This window comes from Haemophilus influenzae, from assembly GCF_900475755.1.
GTDB classification, from domain to species: Bacteria; Pseudomonadota; Gammaproteobacteria; order Enterobacterales; family Pasteurellaceae; genus Haemophilus; species Haemophilus influenzae_D.
The window spans coordinates 1,728,935-1,748,034 of sequence record NZ_LS483411.1; the positions used below are offsets into that span (position 1 = coordinate 1,728,935).

Annotated in this window: 17 protein-coding genes and 1 pseudogene; 14 read left to right on the top strand and 4 right to left on the bottom strand. The window is 37.9% G+C overall.

All coding sequences use genetic code 11. The features are described from left to right. Nucleotides 1-197 precede the first annotated feature (197 nt). From nrfA to nrfD, 4 genes are all read left to right on the top strand, one after another. Nucleotides 198-1,724, top strand: coding sequence for an ammonia-forming nitrite reductase cytochrome c552 subunit (gene nrfA, locus DQN24_RS08455; RefSeq protein ID WP_005662840.1), 1,527 nt, complete (start codon nucleotides 198-200; stop codon nucleotides 1,722-1,724). A 76-nt stretch (nucleotides 1,725-1,800) separates the two neighbouring features. Beyond that, nucleotides 1,801-2,451, top strand: a complete 651-nt coding sequence (gene nrfB / locus DQN24_RS08460) for a cytochrome c nitrite reductase pentaheme subunit (protein WP_111695713.1) — start codon at nucleotides 1,801-1,803, stop codon at nucleotides 2,449-2,451. Beyond that, nucleotides 2,448-3,125, top strand: coding sequence for a cytochrome c nitrite reductase Fe-S protein (nrfC, locus tag DQN24_RS08465; protein WP_021034896.1), 678 nt, complete (start codon nucleotides 2,448-2,450; stop codon nucleotides 3,123-3,125). Before nrfB ends, nrfC begins: the two co-directional genes overlap by 4 nt. Beyond that, the gene (gene nrfD, locus DQN24_RS08470; RefSeq protein ID WP_005669842.1) at nucleotides 3,122-4,087 is read left to right on the top strand and encodes a cytochrome c nitrite reductase subunit NrfD; all 966 of its coding nucleotides are present in this window, start codon (nucleotides 3,122-3,124) and stop codon (nucleotides 4,085-4,087) included. The genes nrfC and nrfD overlap by 4 nt, the downstream gene beginning before the upstream one ends. A gap of 237 nt (nucleotides 4,088-4,324) precedes the next feature. Here nrfD and pyrH read toward each other — a convergent pair whose 3' ends face one another. After that, entirely contained in the window at nucleotides 4,325-5,038 is a 714-nt protein-coding gene (pyrH, locus tag DQN24_RS08475) for a UMP kinase (RefSeq protein ID WP_005662848.1), read from the bottom strand. Nucleotides 5,039-5,169: 131 nt separating this feature from the next. On the opposite strand from pyrH, the gene DQN24_RS08480 reads away from it, so the two are divergent. The 8 genes from DQN24_RS08480 (at nucleotide 5,170) to DQN24_RS08510 (ending at nucleotide 14,948) form a co-directional block, all read left to right on the top strand. Then, complete coding sequence (locus DQN24_RS08480) at nucleotides 5,170-6,729, top strand: phosphoethanolamine transferase (RefSeq protein WP_041175403.1); 1,560 nt, start codon at nucleotides 5,170-5,172, stop codon at nucleotides 6,727-6,729. 127 nt (nucleotides 6,730-6,856) lie between these two features. After that, nucleotides 6,857-7,261, top strand: coding sequence for a 3-hydroxyacyl-ACP dehydratase FabZ (gene fabZ / locus DQN24_RS08485; RefSeq protein ID WP_050838232.1), 405 nt, complete (start codon nucleotides 6,857-6,859; stop codon nucleotides 7,259-7,261). A 13-nt stretch (nucleotides 7,262-7,274) separates the two neighbouring features. Further along, entirely contained in the window at nucleotides 7,275-8,063 is a 789-nt protein-coding gene (lpxA, locus tag DQN24_RS08490) for an acyl-ACP--UDP-N-acetylglucosamine O-acyltransferase (protein ID WP_021034894.1), read from the top strand. Between the two features lie 66 nt (nucleotides 8,064-8,129). Beyond that, the gene (lpxB, locus tag DQN24_RS08495) at nucleotides 8,130-9,302 is read left to right on the top strand and encodes a lipid-A-disaccharide synthase (RefSeq protein WP_012055378.1); all 1,173 of its coding nucleotides are present in this window, start codon (nucleotides 8,130-8,132) and stop codon (nucleotides 9,300-9,302) included. Continuing rightward, complete coding sequence (gene rnhB, locus DQN24_RS08500) at nucleotides 9,295-9,888, top strand: ribonuclease HII (protein WP_111695714.1); 594 nt, start codon at nucleotides 9,295-9,297, stop codon at nucleotides 9,886-9,888. The genes lpxB and rnhB overlap by 8 nt, the downstream gene beginning before the upstream one ends. 201 nt (nucleotides 9,889-10,089) lie before the next feature. Continuing rightward, a complete protein-coding gene (locus tag DQN24_RS09255; RefSeq protein ID WP_172453992.1) occupies nucleotides 10,090-10,593 on the top strand; it encodes a site-specific DNA-methyltransferase in 504 nt (167 codons plus the stop codon). 238 nt (nucleotides 10,594-10,831) lie between these two features. Further along, the gene (locus tag DQN24_RS08505) at nucleotides 10,832-12,172 is read left to right on the top strand and encodes a site-specific DNA-methyltransferase (protein ID WP_197711755.1); all 1,341 of its coding nucleotides are present in this window, start codon (nucleotides 10,832-10,834) and stop codon (nucleotides 12,170-12,172) included. Then, the gene (locus DQN24_RS08510; RefSeq protein WP_111695715.1) at nucleotides 12,162-14,948 is read left to right on the top strand and encodes a DEAD/DEAH box helicase family protein; all 2,787 of its coding nucleotides are present in this window, start codon (nucleotides 12,162-12,164) and stop codon (nucleotides 14,946-14,948) included. The genes DQN24_RS08505 and DQN24_RS08510 overlap by 11 nt, the downstream gene beginning before the upstream one ends. 99 nt (nucleotides 14,949-15,047) lie before the next feature. Here DQN24_RS08510 and DQN24_RS08515 read toward each other — a convergent pair whose 3' ends face one another. Further along, nucleotides 15,048-15,389: a carboxymuconolactone decarboxylase family protein gene (locus DQN24_RS08515; protein WP_005651693.1), complete on the bottom strand. Its 342-nt coding sequence runs from the start codon at nucleotides 15,387-15,389 to the stop codon at nucleotides 15,048-15,050. A 111-nt stretch (nucleotides 15,390-15,500) separates the two neighbouring features. On the opposite strand from DQN24_RS08515, the gene DQN24_RS08520 reads away from it, so the two are divergent. Both DQN24_RS08520 and DQN24_RS08525 read left to right on the top strand, forming a co-directional pair. Then, entirely contained in the window at nucleotides 15,501-16,397 is an 897-nt protein-coding gene (locus DQN24_RS08520) for a cupin domain-containing protein (RefSeq protein ID WP_005665936.1), read from the top strand. Nucleotides 16,398-16,475: 78 nt separating this feature from the next. After that, on the top strand, nucleotides 16,476-18,320 hold the full coding sequence (locus tag DQN24_RS08525) for an ABC transporter ATP-binding protein (RefSeq protein ID WP_111695716.1): 1,845 nt from the start codon (nucleotides 16,476-16,478) through the stop codon (nucleotides 18,318-18,320). Between the two features lie 77 nt (nucleotides 18,321-18,397). Here DQN24_RS08525 and DQN24_RS08530 read toward each other — a convergent pair whose 3' ends face one another. Then, nucleotides 18,398-18,676, bottom strand: a complete 279-nt coding sequence (locus tag DQN24_RS08530) for a heavy-metal-associated domain-containing protein (RefSeq protein ID WP_005651690.1) — start codon at nucleotides 18,674-18,676, stop codon at nucleotides 18,398-18,400. Between the two features lie 8 nt (nucleotides 18,677-18,684). Then, a pseudogene (locus DQN24_RS08535) lies at nucleotides 18,685-18,909 on the bottom strand (hypothetical protein); the annotation flags it as partial. Nucleotides 18,910-19,100 lie beyond the last annotated feature (191 nt).

A 19,100-nucleotide genomic window follows, 5' to 3' on the forward strand; every position in this document is an offset into this window, starting at 1 on the left:
ACAATATACCTCTTTTTTGGTATTTTAAAAGATAAGCTTGATCAAGCTCAAACTTTAGCATTCTGCGAGTAGAAAAACTTTTTTCTTTTGGTATCTTACGCTTGAATGAAAATATATATCTACGTTTTGTGTGGATATTAATAATAATTCTCAACTTTCTACTTAACCTTTTTATTACAACAAATGGAGTAATTATCGTGAACGCATTCAAAAAAAGCCTTATTGTGGCAGCGTCTTTCGCGAGTTTAAGCTTATTTAACTCAGCTACTGCTGAGCTTGTATATAAGCCATTAGAACAACCTGTTGAACCCGCAAAACCTGATTTGAAAATTGAATCTGTAAATGAAAAATTTGCAGAAAAATATCCAAATCAATATAACAGCTGGCGTTCTACAGCAAACGGCGATGGCGAAAACATTATTTATGCTGATGAAGAAAATCCGCGCCTAATCGTACTTTGGGGTGGTTATGCATTTGCAAAAGAATATAACGCACCACGCGGTCACTTTTATGCGGTAACAGATGTGCGTAATATTTTACGTACAGGTGCGCCAAAAACTGCAAATGATGGCCCTCAAGCTATGGCATGTTGGACATGTAAAGGTCCTGATGTTCCACGTTTAATCGCGGAATGGGGTGAGAAAGATTATTTCAATGCGAAATGGGCAAAGGGAGGGCCTGAAATCGTGAACTCAATTGGCTGTGCTGACTGTCACGACACAACCTCTAAAGATTTTGCTGAAGGCAAACCTGCATTACGTATTGCTCGTCCACACGTATTACGCGCCCTTGATGCTTTAGAAAAAGCCACTGCTGAAAAAGATAAAGCAGAAGGTCGCCCACACAACAATTTAAGCTTCAACACGGCGGCGCGTACTGAAAAACGTGCAGAAATTTGCGCAAACTGCCACGTTGAATACTATTTTGCAGGGGACATCAAGCAAGTAACTTTCCCTTGGGATAATGGTCAAACCGTAGATGATATTGAAAAATATTATGATGATATTGGTTTCACTGACTGGACTCACTCACTTTCTAAAGCACCAATGTTAAAAGCACAACACCCTGACTTTGAAATTTGGTCTTTAGGTATGCATGGTAAAAATGGGGTAACTTGTGTAGATTGCCATATGCCAAAAGTACAAGGTGCGGACGGTAAAGTTTACACCGATCACCAAATTCAAAATCCATTTGAGGCATTTGACAGCACTTGTGCAAATTGTCACGATCAAAGCAAAGAAAAATTACGCGATATTGTTACTTCACGTAAAAAAGAAGTGAAAGATGTAATGGGTCGTTTAGAAGACCAAGTTGTCAAAGCTCACTTTGAAGCAAAAGAGGCTTGGGACGCAGGTGCAACTAAAGAAGAAATGGAAGCAGCATTAATGGATATTCGTCATGCTCAATGGCGTTGGGATTACACTGCTGCAAGCCATGGTGGTCATATGCATGCGCCTGAAGTAGTACTTCGTGTATTAGCTTCTGGCTTAGATAAAGTAGCAGACGCACGTACTAAACTTGCTGTAATCTTAACTAAACGCGGTGTGAAAACTCCAGTTCAAATCCCAGATATTTCAACTGCTGATAAAGCGTGGAAAGTAATGGGTATTGATATTGAAAAAGAACGTAAAGCGAAAGAAGAATTCTTAAAAACTGTGGTACCACAATGGGAACAACAAGCTAGAGAAAAAGGCTTATTAGTTGATCCACCAGCACAAAAATAAATGAAAAATGCACCGCACTTTTTAGTGCAAACTGGAAAGTGCGGTGATTTTCAAGGTCAAATTTGAGGTAACCCAAATGAATTTAACTTCTTTAATCAACAAATCTGCAAAAGCGTTAGCGTTAAGTGCGGCATTTGTAGCATTGCCATTTTTGGCTTATGCCGATGATGCACAAAAACCTGCGGATCATGTTACTTATGAACCGCAATTAGATAACCAACGCGATCCTAATCAATATTGTGCTAAATGCCATAAATTCGACAAAATAGATAAAAACCAAACGCTAGAACAGTCTGGTGGCGAACTCCACTTTGGTAAATTTCACGGCGCACATTTAGATAAGAAAAATCCAAATAACGGTAAAGCAATTACTTGTGTAAGCTGTCACGGTAACATTTCTGAAAATCACCGTCGTGGTGCTAAAGATGTTATGCGTTTTGAAGGGGATATTTTCGGTAATAAAAAACCGATGTATTCAGTTCAAGAACAAAACCAAGTTTGTTTTGCTTGCCATCAACCTGACAAACTTCGTGAAAAATTATGGGCTCATGATGTACACGCAATGAAATTGCCTTGCGCAAGTTGCCATACTCTTCATCCTAAAGAAGACGCAATGAAAGGTATTCAACCAAAACAACGCGTTAAACTTTGCGTAGATTGCCATGGCAAACAACAAAAACGTAAAGCTGAACAAGATAAACTAACCGAACAAAAGGATAAACAATGACAGTCTGCTCACGCCGAAACTTTGTTTCTGGCATGGGGGCAATGATCCTTATGACAGGGACATCTTTACCTGCTTTTGCAAAAGAAAACAAGGCAGATAAACCTAAACGTTACGCAATGATACATGATGAAAATGCGTGTATCGGCTGTACAGCCTGTATGGACGCCTGTCGTGATGTAAACCAAGTGCCAGAAGGCGTTTCTCGCTTAGAGATTCTACGTAGTGAACCTTATGGGGAATTTCCAAATCAAGAATACGAGTTCTTCCGTCAATCTTGCCAACATTGTACAAATGCACCTTGCGTAGCAGTTTGTCCAACTGGCGCATCTTTTATTGATAAAGAGACTGGCATTGTAGATGTACATAAAGATTTATGCGTAGGCTGCCAATACTGTATAGCAGTTTGCCCATATCGTGTACGTTTTATTCATCCAGTACATCGTACCGCAGATAAATGTAACTTCTGCCGAGATACAAATTTAGCCAATGGTAAACAACCGGCTTGTGTGGAAGCTTGCCCAACCAAAGCATTAACCTTTGGGGATATGAATGATCCAACAAGTGCAGTTTCACGTAAAGTGAAAGAAAAATCAGTTTATCGCACTAAAGTGGAATTAGGTACACAACCAAACTTATATCACATTCCATTCCAACATGGGGAGCCTAGAAGATGACGTTAGATTATCCAGTTCCATTTCATACGCCTAATCTAGTGTGGGATTATACCATTGCGATCTACTTGTTTTTATTGGGGATCTCATCTGGTGCAGTACAGTTAGCAATTGCCTATAAACGCAGTAATAAACTAGAAAATCTAAGCCAAAACTGGATTATTCGATCTGGGGTAATTTTAGGATCTGTGCCAACATTAATTGGTTTAACGCTATTAATTTTCCACTTGACTCGACCTTGGACATTCTGGAAATTGATGTTTAACTATCAATTCAACTCCGTAATGTCGATGGGGGTCATGCTATTCCAAATCTATATGTTATTTTTAGTAATTTGGGGTGTAGTGATTTTCAAAAAAGAAATCGAAGCATTAATTAATCGCTTTATACCAAAACTGCAATTTGTGATGAAACTCATCGGTATTGCAGAACGTATTGCAAGTCCAGTCGAAGTTATTCTTTTCATATTGGCTGCAGTGCTTGGTGCATACACAGGGTTCTTACTTTCTGCATTGATTAGCTATCCAATGTTGAATAACCCAGTATTACCCGCATTATTCTTAGCCTCTGGCACATCATCTGGTATTGCTGCAACCTTCTTAATTATCTTAATTGCAGGAAAACTAAAAGGTGATTCTCACGAATCGCACTTCATCCACAAATTTGAAGTGCCAATTATGGTGACAGAACTTGGTTTGCTTGTGTGTTTCTTCGTTGGCTTACATTTTGGTGGCGGACAAAAAACAGTTGCCTTACATAATGCCTTATCTGGTTTTTGGGGAGCGATATTCTGGGTTGGAGTATTGATTATCGGTATCTTGATCCCATTAATCGCCAATATGTTTGTTAATGACCGTTTAAAATACAATCGTAACTTTATTATCTTGGTGTCAATTTTTGACTTAATTGGGGTATTCTGTTTACGTTTCTTTGTTTTATATGCGGGACAACTCACTGTAGCCTAAACTGACTTTTTATAAAAATTAATCTGCATTCTAAAAGTTTGATTAACTTTCTCACTTATTAGAGTGCAGATTTTTATATCTAAATAATCCAACTATGAAGACTAAACAGAATTTACGAAAACTTTCATTCCTGCCGTAATGCTTTATTTAAATTAAAAAGACTAAACTCAATGAATTAAAAGTTTAGTCCTTAATTTAATTATGTATTTTCTTTAATATTATTCTTTTCAACATTCACTAACAAATAGTGGTACCTTCTTCAGTACCTGTCACTACTTGACGTAATGCCCCAGGTTTACCCATATTGAACACTCTAATCGGCATGCCATGATCGCGAGCTAAAGTAAACGCCGATAAGTCCATCACTTTTAATTCTTTATCGATCACTTCTGCATAAGTTAAATTTTTATAAAGTTTTGCATCAGGATTTTTCGCTGGATCACAATCATACACACCATCAACTTTAGTCGCTTTCAACACAACATCAGCTTCAATTTCAATACCACGCAAACAAGCGGTAGAATCAGTGGTAAAGAATGGATTTCCCGTTCCCGCAGAGAAAATGACTATGCGTTTTTCGCGTAACATTTTGATTGCTTCAGACCAGTTATAAGTATCGCAAATACCATTTAATTGGAAAGCGGACATTAATTTTGCGTTCACATCAGCACGGAATAAAGAATCACGCATTGCCAAACCATTCATCACCGTAGCAAGCATTCCCATATGATCGCCCACCACGCGATTCATTCCCGCTTTTGCTAGTTTTGCACCACGGAATAAGTTGCCGCCACCAAGAACGACGCCAACTTCCACACCCATCTCCACTAATTCTTTAATTTCAACAGCCATACGATCGAGAATCGCAGGATCTATACCAAAACCATCTTCTCCTTGTAATGCTTCACCGCTTAATTTCAATAAAATACGTTTATAAATTGGTTGGCTCATTGTTTTTTCCTTCTGGCTTAAAAAAATTGGCTTATTCTATAAAATAACCGCTCAAGAGTGAAGAAGTTAAATATGGAAATTCTGAGTGAAAGGTGGATAATAGCGATATTTTCTTTTCAGGGAAGACAATGATGAACACGAAAAAAACAAGCCAAATTTTGCCCGCACTTTTTGCGGTGATTTGTGCCGCATTCGCGGGTTATTTTATTTTAATCGGTTCTGGGATGTTTACAGAACCAACTGTAGATCTTATTCTGCTTGCGACAATAACTATTCTCTTATTAAGCAGCAGTAAAAAATCCTTCTATTTTATTTTGCTACCTCTTACGTTACTGCATGCTTTTTATACACCTACGGGGCTAAATTTTGGTCCTCCAAGCTATCAATATATCGCCTCGCTTTTCGCGACAGATATATTGGAAACGAAGGAATTTCTATTGCAAATTCCAGTGAGTAGTTACTTAATTGCTTTCGCCATTCCTATTTTGATTTTTCTTCAGTACAAAAGTGCGGTGAAATTTGGCATAAAATTTTATCGTAATAAAACATTTATTGCCTTGGCGACATTGCTTTTTGCTTACAACATGCCGCTTGCTGAACCGATTAAAGAAACGGTAAGTTCCACATTAAAAATTGTAGATGAAGTACAAAAACTAAAACAAATCTCTCAATCTGATAACTGGGGAAAATCAACATTAGAAAATTCACGCTATGATGATTATGTAATTGTACTCGGAGAAAGTGCGCGGAAAGATTACCACCATGCCTACGGTTATCCAATAGAAAACACCCCCTTTATGTCTAACGCTAAAGGCACGTTGATTGATGGTTTTCGTTCAGCAGGAACAAATACCGTCGCCTCACTTCGTTTAATGCTAACCTTTCCAGACAAAGAAAAATGGGAACCCAATTACAGTTTGAGTTTAGTAGATCTCATCAAATCTGCAGGCGTGAAAACTTATTGGCTTTCTAATCAAGGTATGCTCGGTAAATTCGATACGCCCGTTTCATCCCTCGCTTCAAAATCTGATGAAACCTTTTTCTTGAAAAAAGGCGGAAGCTTTAATTCGACTAACTTTAGTGACTTTGATTTATTACCCAAATTCGCCCAAGTATTAGAAAATTCTGTTCAAGGAAAACGTTTTATTGTGTTGCATATTTATGGTTCACACCCAATGGCTTGCGATCGTATCGAAGATTATCCAAAAATCTTTGATGATAAAGATCTTAATCCGAGATATGGTTATTTAAATTGCTATGTTTCATCTATTAAGAAAACTGACGAATTTTTAAAACGTGTATATGATCAGCTTGAAGAAAACGTGAAGAAAAATCACCGCACTTTTTCAATGATTTATTTCTCAGATCACGGTTTGTGCCACCAACAAGATGAAAAAAACAATATACTTTTGTTCAATCAAAACTGTTTCAGCCGAGAGCACCATAATATTCCGCTATTCAAAATTTCATCAGATGATATGGAACGCAAAGAATATAAGGTGTTTAAATCAGGTTTAAATTTCTTAGAAGGGATTGCAAATTGGATAGGAATTCAAAATCCTCAATTAACGCAAACAGAAGATTTATTTTCTAACGAATCGGATAAAAATGACTTTGGATTGCAAAAACGAATTGATGAAAAATATCGTAAAGATGACGATCCTGCCATTGATATTCGTCCTAAACACTAGGCTATATTGAGTACATTTTATTTTTAGCTATAAATATCGTATAATCCGACAGATTTTATTTGTTTATTTTTTGTAAGGTATCAACGTGTCAGAACAACAACCAAGAGTGATCGAATCAAAAGAAATTATGACTTTATTGCCACATCGCTACCCATTTTTGTTAGTGGATCGCGTATTGGATTTTAAAGAAGGCGAATGGTTAAAAGCGATTAAAAATATCAGCGTCAATGAACCTTGTTTCACAGGTCACTTCCCGGGCGAACCTATTTTACCGGGCGTTTTAATTTTAGAAGCTTTGGCACAAGCAATGGGCATTTTAGCCTTTAAAACTCACGAATTCAAAGGCGGTGAATTATTCTATTTCGCAGGTATTGATGAAGCGCGCTTTAAACGCCCGGTGTTACCTGGAGATCAAATGGAATTAAACGTTCAAGTGATTAAAGAACGCCGTGGTATCACTTCATTTACTGGCGTTGCCACCGTAAACGGCGAAATCGCTTGTGAAGCAAAACTAATGTGCGCTCGTCGTTAATTAAGGGGTAAATATGATCCACCCAAGTGCAAAAATTCATCCAACTGCCCTCGTTGAAGAAGGTGCGGTAATTGGCGAAGATGTTTTTATTGGACCTTTCTGTATTATTGAAGGCAGTGTTGAAATTAAAGCTCGCACTGTATTGAAATCTCACGTTGTGGTACGTGGAGATACCGTGATTGGCGAAGATAACGAAATTTATCAATTCACTAGTATTGGCGAAGTAAACCAAGATTTGAAATATAAAGGCGAAGCTACAAAAACCATTATTGGTAATAGCAACCGAATTCGTGAACACGTGACAATTCATCGTGGCACGATTCAAGGCTGTGGCGTAACCTCTATTGGCAATAACAATTTATTAATGGTTAATGTTCACGTTGCACACGATTGCCAAATTAAAAATAACTGTATTCTGGCAAACAATGCAACGCTTGCAGGTCACGTAGAATTAGATGATTTCGTGATTGTTGGCGGTATGTCAGCGATTCATCAATTTGTGATTGTTGGTGCACACGTTATGTTAGGCGGTGGTTCTATGGTAAGCCAAGATGTACCGCCTTATGTTATGGCGCAAGGCAACCACGCCCGTCCATTTGGCGTAAACTTAGAGGGTTTGAAACGTCGTGGTTTTGATAAACCAACCATGCACACAATCCGTAACATTTATAAAATGCTCTATCGTGGCGGTAAAACACTTGAAGAAGTGTTACCAGAAATTGAGCAAATTGCGGAAACCGATTCAGCGATCAGTTTTTTTGTTGAATTTTTCAAACGTTCAACTCGCGGAATTATTCGTTAATAAAACTTCTTCATTTTCAACCGCACTTTGCACACCAAAGTGCGGTTATTTTTTAGGATAAATTTGATGAACAAAACAAATCCAACCATTGCTCTTGTTGCAGGAGAAGTATCTGGTGATATTCTCGGTGCTGGTTTAATTCGCCAGCTCAAAGCACATTATCCTAATGCGCGCTTTATTGGTATTGCAGGCACAAGAATGTTGGCTGAAGGCTGTAAAACGCTCGTCGATATGGAAGAGCTTTCAGTCATGGGATTGGCTGAAATATTAAAACATCTTCCTCGTTTGCTGAAAATTCGTAAAAATGTCATTCAAACTATGTTGCAAGAAAAACCTGATGTTTACATCGGCATTGATGCGCCTGATTTTAATTTGGATGTAGAACTCAAGCTCAAAGCTAACGGAATTAAAACCATTCATTACGTGAGCCCCTCTGTATGGGCATGGCGTCAAAATCGTATCCATAAAATTGCCAAAGCGACCCATCAAGTTCTTGCCTTTTTGCCTTTTGAGAAAGCCTTTTACGATAAATTTAATGTCCCTTGCCGTTTTATTGGACACACAATGGCAGATGCTATTCCGCTCAAACCAAACCGTGCCGAAGCCTGCCAAATGCTACAGATTGATCCCGCACAACGCTATTTAGCTATCCTAGTTGGAAGTCGTGGTTCAGAAGTGGAATTTCTGGCTGAGCCTTTCTTGAAAACCGCTTTATTATTAAAAGAACAATTCCCAGATTTGCAATTGCTCGTTCCTTTGGTAAACGAAAAACGACGAATTCAATTTGAATCCATTAAAGCTAAAATTGCGCCAAATCTAGACCTGCATTTAATTGACGGCAATGCACGACAAGCAATGATCGCCGCTGATGCAACACTGCTTGCTTCAGGAACAGCAGCGCTTGAAGCAATGCTTTGTAAATCCCCAATGGTGGTAGGCTATCGAATGAAACCACTGACCTATTTCTTAGCAAAACGTTTAGTGAAAACTGATTATATTTCTTTACCAAACTTGCTTGCGAATGAAATGCTCGTGCCTGAAATGATTCAAGAAGAATGCACGCCAGAATTGCTCGCTGAAAAACTATCTGCTTATCTTTCTGATGATGAAAGTGCGGTAAAAAATCGCCTTGTTTTAATTCAGCACTTCACGGATTTACACCAAAAAATTCAATGCAATGCCGATAAGCAAGCGGCTCAAGCGGTCATTGATTTATTAGAAGGAAAAGAAAATGTTTGAATATCCACAAGGCTATGAATTGATCGCTGGCGTTGATGAAGTTGGGCGAGGCCCTTTAGTTGGGGCGGTTGTCACGGCTGCCGTTATTTTGGATCCGAATAATCCAATTGAAGGACTCGCTGATTCTAAAAAACTTTCTGAGAAAAAACGTTTAGCCCTTGCTGAAGAAATCAAAGAAAAAGCCCTTGCTTGGGCATTAGGACGAGCTGAAGCTAACGAAATTGACGAGATAAATATCCTGCAAGCCTCCTTGCTGGCAATGACTCGAGCAATAAAATCTTTAAAAATTCAACCGCACTTTGTGTTGGTTGATGGCAATAAGATCCCAAAAGATTTAGCTATTCCAGCGCAAGCCGTCGTAAAAGGCGATAGTATTGTGGCTGAAATCAGTGCAGCCTCTATTTTGGCGAAAGTGGCACGAGACCAAGAAATGGAAGAATTAGACAAGCAATATCCAGAATACGCTTTTGCCAAGCATAAAGGCTATCCGACCAAATTACATTTGGAAAAATTAGCTGAACTTGGCGCGTTACCGCAACATCGTCGTAGCTTTGCCCCAGTGAAAAAAGCACTAGAACAGTTTTAGAGGTTTAACAAAGGCTGTGTTTTAATACTGTGTTGATGCTTCACTAAAATTTGATACAGATAAACAAAATTTTTTGACTTCTGTGAGTCAAAGAAAACAGGTTAAGAGAGTAATTAAACCTGTACGGTCGATAAATATACCTAAACACTCTGCTATTCCTTTGTAATAGCACATTAAAATAACTTATGAGGATTGATAACGATGAAGACAGACATTCAAACCGAATTAACCCAAGCCCTGCGATCACACGAAAAAGTATGGGAAAACGAAGAAAAAACCATTTTAGCCAAAAACATTCTGTTAGATTTGGTGGAAAAAACCGACCCGACCATTATCGGGTTGTTATTGGGGAATGATGATTTAAAACGCCATTTCTTTGTGGAAGTGAATGGTGTTTTGGTGTTTAAATTGCAGGATTTTCGTTTTTTCTTGGACAAACACCGCATCAATAATTCCTACACAAAATACGCCAATCGCATTGGCTTGACGGACGGCAACCGCTTTTTGAAAGACAGTTCGGATATTGTGTTGGATTTTCCGTTTAAAGATTGTGTGTTAAATGGCGGACAAAGCACCGAAGAAGGCGAAGAAATTTATTTTAAACGCAATAATAGCCAGCCAGCCAGCCAGCCAGCCAGCCAGCCAGCCAGCCAGCCAGCCAGCCAGCCAGCCAGCCAGCCAGCCAGCCAGCCAATTATACACTAAATTAACCCGAAAAAGACAAGAAATCTTTTTTAATCAAACCCTTGCTTTTGATGAAATTGACCGACTTTTTGACGCAAAAGCATTCTCAAAATTCTCTCGCTATACCGCAGATGGCAAACAAGCCGTTGGCGAAATCAAACGCCATTTTGACGGCACACCAGCTGAAAATCTCATTATCAAAGGCAATAATCTAATAGCCCTGCATTCGCTTGCCAAACAGTTTAAAGGTAAAGTTAAGCTGATTTATATTGATCCGCCGTATAATACAGGGGAAGATAGTTTTAAATATAACGACAAATTCAGTCATTCCACTTGGCTGACTTTTATGAAAAACCGCTTGGAAATTGCGAAAACTTTATTAGCTGATGATGGGGTTATTCTTGTTCAAATTGATAATTCTCCTAGCTCACTTCGTGAATCCCCTGAATATGGATATTTATTAGTCTTAATGGACGAAATTTTTACACGAAAAAATTACGTTACTACATTTACTTGGAAGAAAAAAGGAAACGCTAGCAATACAAAAGATGGTGTTGGAACTATTACTGAAAGTATTTTAATGTATGCTAAAGACTTTGAAAGTATTACTCCAAATTTGCAAGAATTTAAACGAAAATATAAATATACCGATAAAAATGGCAGGGAATACAATTTAGAAAATCCAGTAAAGACTAATGAAGGTACATATAAAAGGGAAACAATGGTTTTTCCAATTATTACTGCCGAAGGAACATTTTATCCACCTGAAGGCAAACGTTGGACGATTGGTAATAATATTTTAGATGAAAATGGAAAAATCAAGCCTGGTGTAAAATATGAAATTAAAGGCGGTATTTTTTATCTAAAAAAATATAGTCAAGATTATAAATTGGGCGACGCAAAATTATACGCAAACTTATTATTAGAACACGGTTCTTTAAAAGTGGCAAAAGATGAAATTGAAAAATTAGGTTTTAATCGTGAAGATTTTGATAGCCCTAAACCTGAAAAACTTATTCAAGCACTTTTAGAAATCAATACTAACGAAAACGACATCGTCCTAGACTACCATTTAGGCAGTGGCACAACCGCCGCCGTTGCTCACAAAATGAACCGCCAATACATCGGTATTGAACAAATGGATTATATTGAAACGCTTGCCGTTGAACGCTTGAAAAAAGTGATTAAAGGCGAGCAAGGCGGTATTTCCAAAGCTGTAAACTGGCAAGGCGGTGGCGAGTTTATTTATGCCGAACTTGCTCCATTTAACGAAACCGCAAAACAACAAATTTTGGCGTGCGAAAATTCAAACGACATCAAAACACTGTTTAATGAATTATACGAACGCTATTTCCTAAAATACAACGTCAGCGTGGATGAATTTAGTCAAATGATTAACGAGCCTGAATTTCAATCTTTGCCATTGGACGAACAAAAACAAATGGTGCTTGAAATGTTAGATTTAAATCAAATGTATGTTTCATTATCCGAAATGGACGATGAACAATTTGCAGGTTGCCTGAACGATGACGATAAAACGTTAAGCCGTGCGTTCTATCAACCAGTAAAAAATCAAGCGGAGAAAAAAGATGGCGAATGATAAAACGTTGTTTGAAGTAATTGAAAACCGCAAAGCTGTGTATTTGGAAGACGGAGATGATGAAAAATACAGGCTGCCTGAATTTGTTTCAAATAATTTGAAATATCCGTTTTTTGAATGGCAAAAATCGGCTTTAGAAAACTTTGTGATTTTTGACCGCACTTCAAAATTAAAGGATTTTCCCGATATCAAAAACCGCCCTACCCATTTGCTATTTAATATGGCAACAGGTGCAGGCAAAACGATGATGATGGCGGCATTGATTTTGTATTATTTTGAAAAAGGGTATCGGCATTTTCTGTTTTTTGTGAATCAAAACAATATCGTGGATAAAACGGAAAATAATTTTATTGACCCAACGCACGCGAAATTTTTATTTCAGCCAAAAATTTTGCAGGGCGATAAGGTTATTCCTATTCGCAAAGTGGAAACGTTTAGCCTACATTCAGACGGCATTGAAATTAAATTTACCAGCATTCAAAAACTGCATAACGATATCCACGCTGTACGAGAAAACCAAATCACATTGGCGGATTTGCACGAATTGAATCTTGTGATGCTGGGCGATGAAGCACACCATTTAAACGCTCAAACCAAAAGCAAAAAACAAGGCGAATTAGAGTTAGAAAAGGAAATTAACGGAACTAGCGATGCCGAAATTGAACGCAAAGGCTGGGAACACACAGTTTTGGAATTATTACTCAATAAAAAGGGTAATCCTAGCCAAAATGTGCTGTTGGAATTTACTGCCACGCTGCCTGAAAATGCTGACGTGCAACAAAAATACGCTGATAAAATCATCACAAAATTTGGGTTAAAAGAATTTTTGCAAAAAGGTTATACCAAAGAAATCAATTTGGTATCCAGTACACTGGACAAAAAAGAGCGAGTATTGCACGCTTTATTGTTTGCCTGGTATCGCCATCAAATCGCATTGAAATATGGCATTGCCAATTTCAAGCCTGTGATGTTGTTTAGAAATAAGACGATTGATGAATCAAAAGCGGATTATTTGGCATTTTTAAATTGGGTAGAAAATGTGCAAGCGGATGATTTTTCGTTTTTAACGACATTTTCAACAAGCCTGAACGATAGCGATAACGCCAACGAACAAGGCAAAACCCGCACCGAACAAGCCTTAAAATTTATGCGGGAAAATGGCTTTGAGTTTGCACATTTAGCAAATTGGGTAAAACAAAATTATCAAAAACATAATGTGATTATTACCAACTCCAAAACCAACAAAACCAAAAAAGAAAAAACCGACAGTGAAACGGAAAAATTGCTAAATAATTTGGAAGCGGCTGATAATCCGATCCGCGCTATTTTTACGGTGGACAGATTAACTGAAGGTTGGGACGTTCTGAATTTGTTTGATATTGTGCGTTTATATGAAGGGCAAAACGGCGGCGGTTCAAATAAAAAATCGGGCAAAACGGCTGCCGCTACCGTATCGGAAAAGCAGTTAATTGGTCGTGGCGTGCGTTATTTTCCATTTTCGTTTGAAGATAAACAGCCGAATAAACGCAAATTTGACAACGATATGCAACACGAATTGCGTATTTTGGAAGAATTGTTTTATTACACGCACGATGAGCAATCCCGCTATATTTCAGAATTAAAAGCAGAACTTCGCAAAGATGGCTTTATTCCCGAAAACGATAAAGATAAAGTTTTAACCACATTCAAACTAAAATCTGAATTTGCAGATAATGAAAATTTTAAAAACTTATTGATTTGGGCGAATAAAAAAATCCCCAATCCCAATGCCAAAGCCAATAATGCAGACAGCCTAAAAGCCAATCCGCCACCGCAACCGCTTCCATTCCCAGTTCACGGCAAATTGTTGCAGGAAACGCAATTTACAGCCGATGAAAATGATGAAATAGCCTTGCAACTTGGCACACAAAATAATTTTCCTCGAACCATAAAAATGAGTGAAATGGAGCGACACATTTTCAATAAAGCCTTGCATATCAAAGGAAAAAATAGTCAATCTTTATTCCATTTCGATCGCTTGCAAAGCAAACTCAACATTCAAAATCGCAATGAATTGCAAAATAACTTGTTAAAAGATTGGCAAATTGAATTTTTGGGATTGGGGCAAGATAAACAGATTAGCCCAGATGACAAACTTGCAGGCTGCCTGAAAATCTTGGAAAAGGTTGAAAAACATCTCAATGAAAGTGATAAGCCATTTATCGGTACAAAAGAATTTACGCCTAAAAAATTATGGGAAATTTTTGGCACACCAAAACAAAAATGGGTCAAAAAAGATGATGTAAAAACTGCCATTGCCACGCAAAATGATTGGTATGTGATGGATAATTTTGCTGGAACGAGTTTGGAAGAAGCGTTAATTCAATTTATTTCAGAGCGTTTGGGCGATTTGAAGTCTAAATATGATGTTCATTTAATCCGTAATGAAGAAGTGTTTAAATTGAATAACTTTGCTGATGGTGAAGGATTTATGCCGGACTTTATTTTATTGCTGAAAGACAAACAAAAATCTTCTTCCAATGGTGTAAACGACTTTTTGCATTACCAAATTTTCATTGAACCCAAAGGTGAGCATTTAGTGGAGACGGATATGTGGAAAAAAGAATTTTTAGAAGCCATCACAGCAGAATATGGCAAGGATAAGATTCTGCAAAAAGATACACCGCATTATCGTTTGATCGGTTTGCCGTTTTTTACTGACAATGAGAAAAATCCAAAAGAATATGAACAATTTACGAAGTCATTCCCTTTAGGGGAGGCATCGCTTGAAAAATAGAGTGGTGTATTATTAAAACACAACCTTAACAAAACAAGGGAGCATTAAAAAAATGCTCCCTTTCTCTTAATCAACTTAACTTTATGGAATGATGAGTAATTAAGCTTTCTGTACGCTATATGCTTCTAATGCACGTAAAGAATAAGTATAAGCTGCACCTGCATTTAATGCGATAGCTGTTGCTAATGCAGCAGCAACTTCAGCTTCGCTTGCGCCAGCTTTTACCGCTTCTTCTGCGTGTGCACTAATACAGCTTTCACAACGCGTTGTTACAGCAACGGCTAATGCGATAAGTTCACGAGTTTTAGCGTCAAGCACATTGCCCTCTGCAGCTGCCGCGCCTAATGCTTGGTAAGCTTGTAACATTTTAGGGTATTGTTTACCCAATTCACCAAATGATTTTTTAACGTGAGATGTGTGTTCTTTCCAATCTGTAAACATAATGTTCTCCTAAATATATTGAATTAATAACCAACTGGTGTGGCAAATTATAGGCGGATTAGATTATGATACTTGCTTATTTATCTCAATTTTTATCGCTAACATCTCATTATGGACTATTTAGATAAACTTACCCATTTAGCACAAGTGCGTGGAGAAATTAATATTCGCTGTGAATTTCAAGGCGAATGGCAAATATCTCATCAAGAAAAGGATGCAGGAAAAGGCATATTCCATCTTATTGAACAAGGCGAGTGCTGGCTTACACTAAATGAAAAACAATTTCATTTAAAAGAGGGGGATGTTTTTTTTCTTCCTCAAAATCAACCGCACTCTATGCATTATTCAGCAAATAAAAGAGCGGATATTCCTACAAAAAAAAGTCATCAAGGATTATTTGAGTTACATCAGATTGGACGAGGTACACCAGATTTAAAAATGTTCTGCGGTAATTTTTATTATCAACAAGATGCACTTCTTACAGCATCAATGCCTGAATATTTACATATAAATTTATGCGACACGCCAATTCATCCTTTAGTACAGCTTTTTTTACAAGAAGCGCAAAAAAATGATGCGGGTACGAAATCCGTCGTTGATGCACTTTCAAATGTACTTTTAATTTATATTTTACGCCACGCTATTCAACAAAATTTAATTGAACAAGGCATCTTATTTGCCTTGCAAGATAAGCGATTAAATACTGCACTGATCGCAATATTACAACAACCTCAAAATGATTGGCATATTGAACAATTAGCTGAACTTGCAACAATGTCTCGTGCAAACTTTATTCGTATCTTTCAACAACATATTGGTATGTCGCCAGGACGTTTTCTCACGAAAGTGCGGTTACAATCTGCGGCGTTTTTATTAAAACAATCACAACAATCTGTGCTTGCCATTGCTTTAGAAGTGGGGTATCAATCAGAAGCGCATTTTTGTAAAGTTTTTAAAAATTACTACCAACTTTCTCCAAGCCAATACAGAAAATCTGTCAGCCTATAAGTTGATTTGTTTTTGTGCTATAATAATATGCACTTCTAAAAGGCAACCCACGTTGCCTTTTCTTTTTAAGGAAAAGATATGTTTAACAAAATTTTTTCGTGGTTTGAAAATCGTTTAAATCCCTATCCAGAAAGCAATCCAACAACACCTAAAAAAGGTTTGTTCCGTTTTATTTGGTCTAGTATTACAGGAATGAAAGGCTGGATTTTTTTGCTCGCAATTTTAACCGTAGGTACAGGTGTAATGGAAGCTGTATTATTCCAATTTATGGGAACGCTTGTAGATTGGTTAGGCACATTTACACCTGAAAAATTATGGCAAGAAAAAGGTCATTTATTAATTGGAATGGCTACCCTATTACTTATTAGTATTGTGTGGGGATTTTTAGCTTCCACCGTGCATTTACAAACCTTACAAGGCGTATTTCCAATGCGGTTACGTTGGAATTTCCATCGTTTAATGCTTGGACAAAGTTTAAGTTTTTATCAAGACGAATTTGCAGGTAGAGTATCCGCAAAAGTGATGCAAACTGCCCTTGCAGTACGTGACACAGTACTTACACTTGCAGATATGTTCGTTTATGTATTGGTATATTTTATTACCTCTGGCGTAGTTCTAGTGGCATTAGATTCTTGGTTCTTATTACCATTCATTACTTGGATTATACTCTTCGGTTTGATCCTACGAACCCTCATTCCTAAACTATCAAAAACTGCACAACGACAAGCTGATGCTCGTTCTTTAATGACGGGACGTATTACAGATGCTTATTCCAATATTGCTACAGTAAAATTATTTTCTCACGGCTCGCGTGAAGCCACTTATGCCAAGCGTTCGATGCAAGATTTTATGGTAACAGTACACGCTCAAATGCGTTTAGCAACATCACTAGACACGCTCACTTACGCTACAAATATTCTACTTACATTAAGCACCGCAATACTTGGCATTATTTTATGGAAAAATGGTCAAGTTGGTGTGGGTGCAATAGCAACGGCAACTGCAATGGCATTACGCGTAAACGGGCTTTCTCGTTGGATTATGTGGGAATCAGCCCGATTGTTTGAGAATATCGGTACCGTAAACGACGGAATGAATACTTTAACTAAACCTCATACCATTGTAGATAAACCACAAGCATCGCCGTTACAAGTGAAACAAGGGGAAATTAAGTTTAACGATATTACCTTTGCTTATGATCCAACAAAACCATTGCTCAATCGATTTAATCTCACTATCAAACCAGGGGAGAAAGTCGGACTGATCGGTCGTTCTGGCGCAGGAAAATCAACGATCGTGAACTTGTTGCTGCGTTTCTATGAAGCACAACAAGGCGAAATTACCATTGATGGACAAAATGTACTCAATGTGCAACAAGAAAGCTTACGTCGCCAAATCGGTTTAGTCACTCAAGACACTTCGTTGCTGCATCGTTCTGTACGTGACAATATTATTTATGGTCGCCCGAATGCTACTGATGAAGAAATGGTTTTAGCTGCTGAACGAGCGGAAGCCGCTGATTTCATTCCATTCCTCACTGATGCTCAAGGCAGAAAAGGCTATGATGCCCATGTGGGAGAACGCGGGGTAAAACTTTCTGGTGGTCAGCGTCAGCGTATTGCTATTGCTCGTGTCATGTTAAAAGATGCGCCAATTCTATTGTTAGATGAAGCCACAAGTGCGCTGGATTCAGAAGTGGAAGTGGCGATACAAGAAAGTCTCGATAAGATGATGGAAAATAAAACTGTGATTGCCATTGCCCATCGTTTATCCACCATCGCAGCGATGGATCGCCTGATCGTACTTGATAAAGGACAAATTGTTGAACAAGGTACGCACGCTGAATTACTAGAGCTCAATGGCTTATATGCTAAACTTTGGAATCATCAAAGTGGCGGATTTTTAAGCGGAAATGCTGAATAATATTGCGTTTATCATATTTAATAGCTAAAGCAAAGTGCGGTGAGTTTTCACCGCACTTTTTGCTAGATATTTAACGTTTAATTCACGACTTCAGCTGTATATTTCAGCTTGTGAATCGCATCGAATAATTGCTGATTTGTGACTTTTGGATCTTCCACAACCGTCACTAAACCATCTTTAATAGATGCTTTTGTTGAAATAACGCCATCGATATTACGCAGTTCTTTATTGACTAAGTAAGCACAAAGCTGGCAATTCATTTCTTTTACTTTTAGCACAATTTGTTTGGTTTCATTCGCATGAGCGAAAGAAATTGCAAACAGCGAAAGCAAAAGTGCGGTACATAATTTCTTCATTTTTATTCCTAATTAGCTAATTCTAAAATCCAAGGCAAAATTGTTGGATAGGTTAAGAAAAAAATCATCACGATAAATACAATCCAATATAAAACGATGAGTTTTTTACGGGAAATATATTTGCTACAAATGATTTTTTTGGAAAACATCAACAGCCAAAATCCATAGGTAAAGGCGCATAATGAAATTATGAGCATGGGAATACGCAAATAATCATATTCGCCCAAGCCAATAAACCTGAGCTGATTAATAAGTTTGCGGACTTATTGGAAGGGTTTGGGGAGTTGTTGAATAAGGAATTTAAGGCGTGATAGTCACCGTGGGTAGGTATACCCACGGCTAATTATAGCCATAGTGGTTCCCCTTTGGGGAACGCTAACCTACCCCATCGGAGTAGCATTATGCGTAACCCAGGGTATACCTA

Excerpts from the sequence above, each read along its gene's own strand:
- lpxA (WP_021034894.1), top strand. The coding sequence starts at position 7,275 with ATGATCCACCCAAGTGCAAAAATTCATCCAACTGCCCTCGTTGAAGAA.
- lpxB (WP_012055378.1), top strand. The coding sequence starts at position 8,130 with ATGAACAAAACAAATCCAACCATTGCTCTTGTTGCAGGAGAAGTATCT.
- DQN24_RS08480 (WP_041175403.1), top strand. The coding sequence starts at position 5,170 with ATGAACACGAAAAAAACAAGCCAAATTTTGCCCGCACTTTTTGCGGTG.
- DQN24_RS08510 (WP_111695715.1), top strand. The coding sequence starts at position 12,162 with ATGGCGAATGATAAAACGTTGTTTGAAGTAATTGAAAACCGCAAAGCT.
- DQN24_RS08515 (WP_005651693.1), bottom strand. The coding sequence starts at position 15,389 with ATGTTTACAGATTGGAAAGAACACACATCTCACGTTAAAAAATCATTT.
- rnhB (WP_111695714.1), top strand. The coding sequence starts at position 9,295 with ATGTTTGAATATCCACAAGGCTATGAATTGATCGCTGGCGTTGATGAA.
- nrfB (WP_111695713.1), top strand. The coding sequence starts at position 1,801 with ATGAATTTAACTTCTTTAATCAACAAATCTGCAAAAGCGTTAGCGTTA.
- DQN24_RS08525 (WP_111695716.1), top strand. The coding sequence starts at position 16,476 with ATGTTTAACAAAATTTTTTCGTGGTTTGAAAATCGTTTAAATCCCTAT.
- pyrH (WP_005662848.1), bottom strand. The coding sequence starts at position 5,038 with ATGAGCCAACCAATTTATAAACGTATTTTATTGAAATTAAGCGGTGAA.
- fabZ (WP_050838232.1), top strand. The coding sequence starts at position 6,857 with ATGACTTTATTGCCACATCGCTACCCATTTTTGTTAGTGGATCGCGTA.
- DQN24_RS08520 (WP_005665936.1), top strand. The coding sequence starts at position 15,501 with ATGGACTATTTAGATAAACTTACCCATTTAGCACAAGTGCGTGGAGAA.
- DQN24_RS08530 (WP_005651690.1), bottom strand. The coding sequence starts at position 18,676 with ATGAAGAAATTATGTACCGCACTTTTGCTTTCGCTGTTTGCAATTTCT.
- nrfD (WP_005669842.1), top strand. The coding sequence starts at position 3,122 with ATGACGTTAGATTATCCAGTTCCATTTCATACGCCTAATCTAGTGTGG.
- nrfC (WP_021034896.1), top strand. The coding sequence starts at position 2,448 with ATGACAGTCTGCTCACGCCGAAACTTTGTTTCTGGCATGGGGGCAATG.
- DQN24_RS09255 (WP_172453992.1), top strand. The coding sequence starts at position 10,090 with ATGAAGACAGACATTCAAACCGAATTAACCCAAGCCCTGCGATCACAC.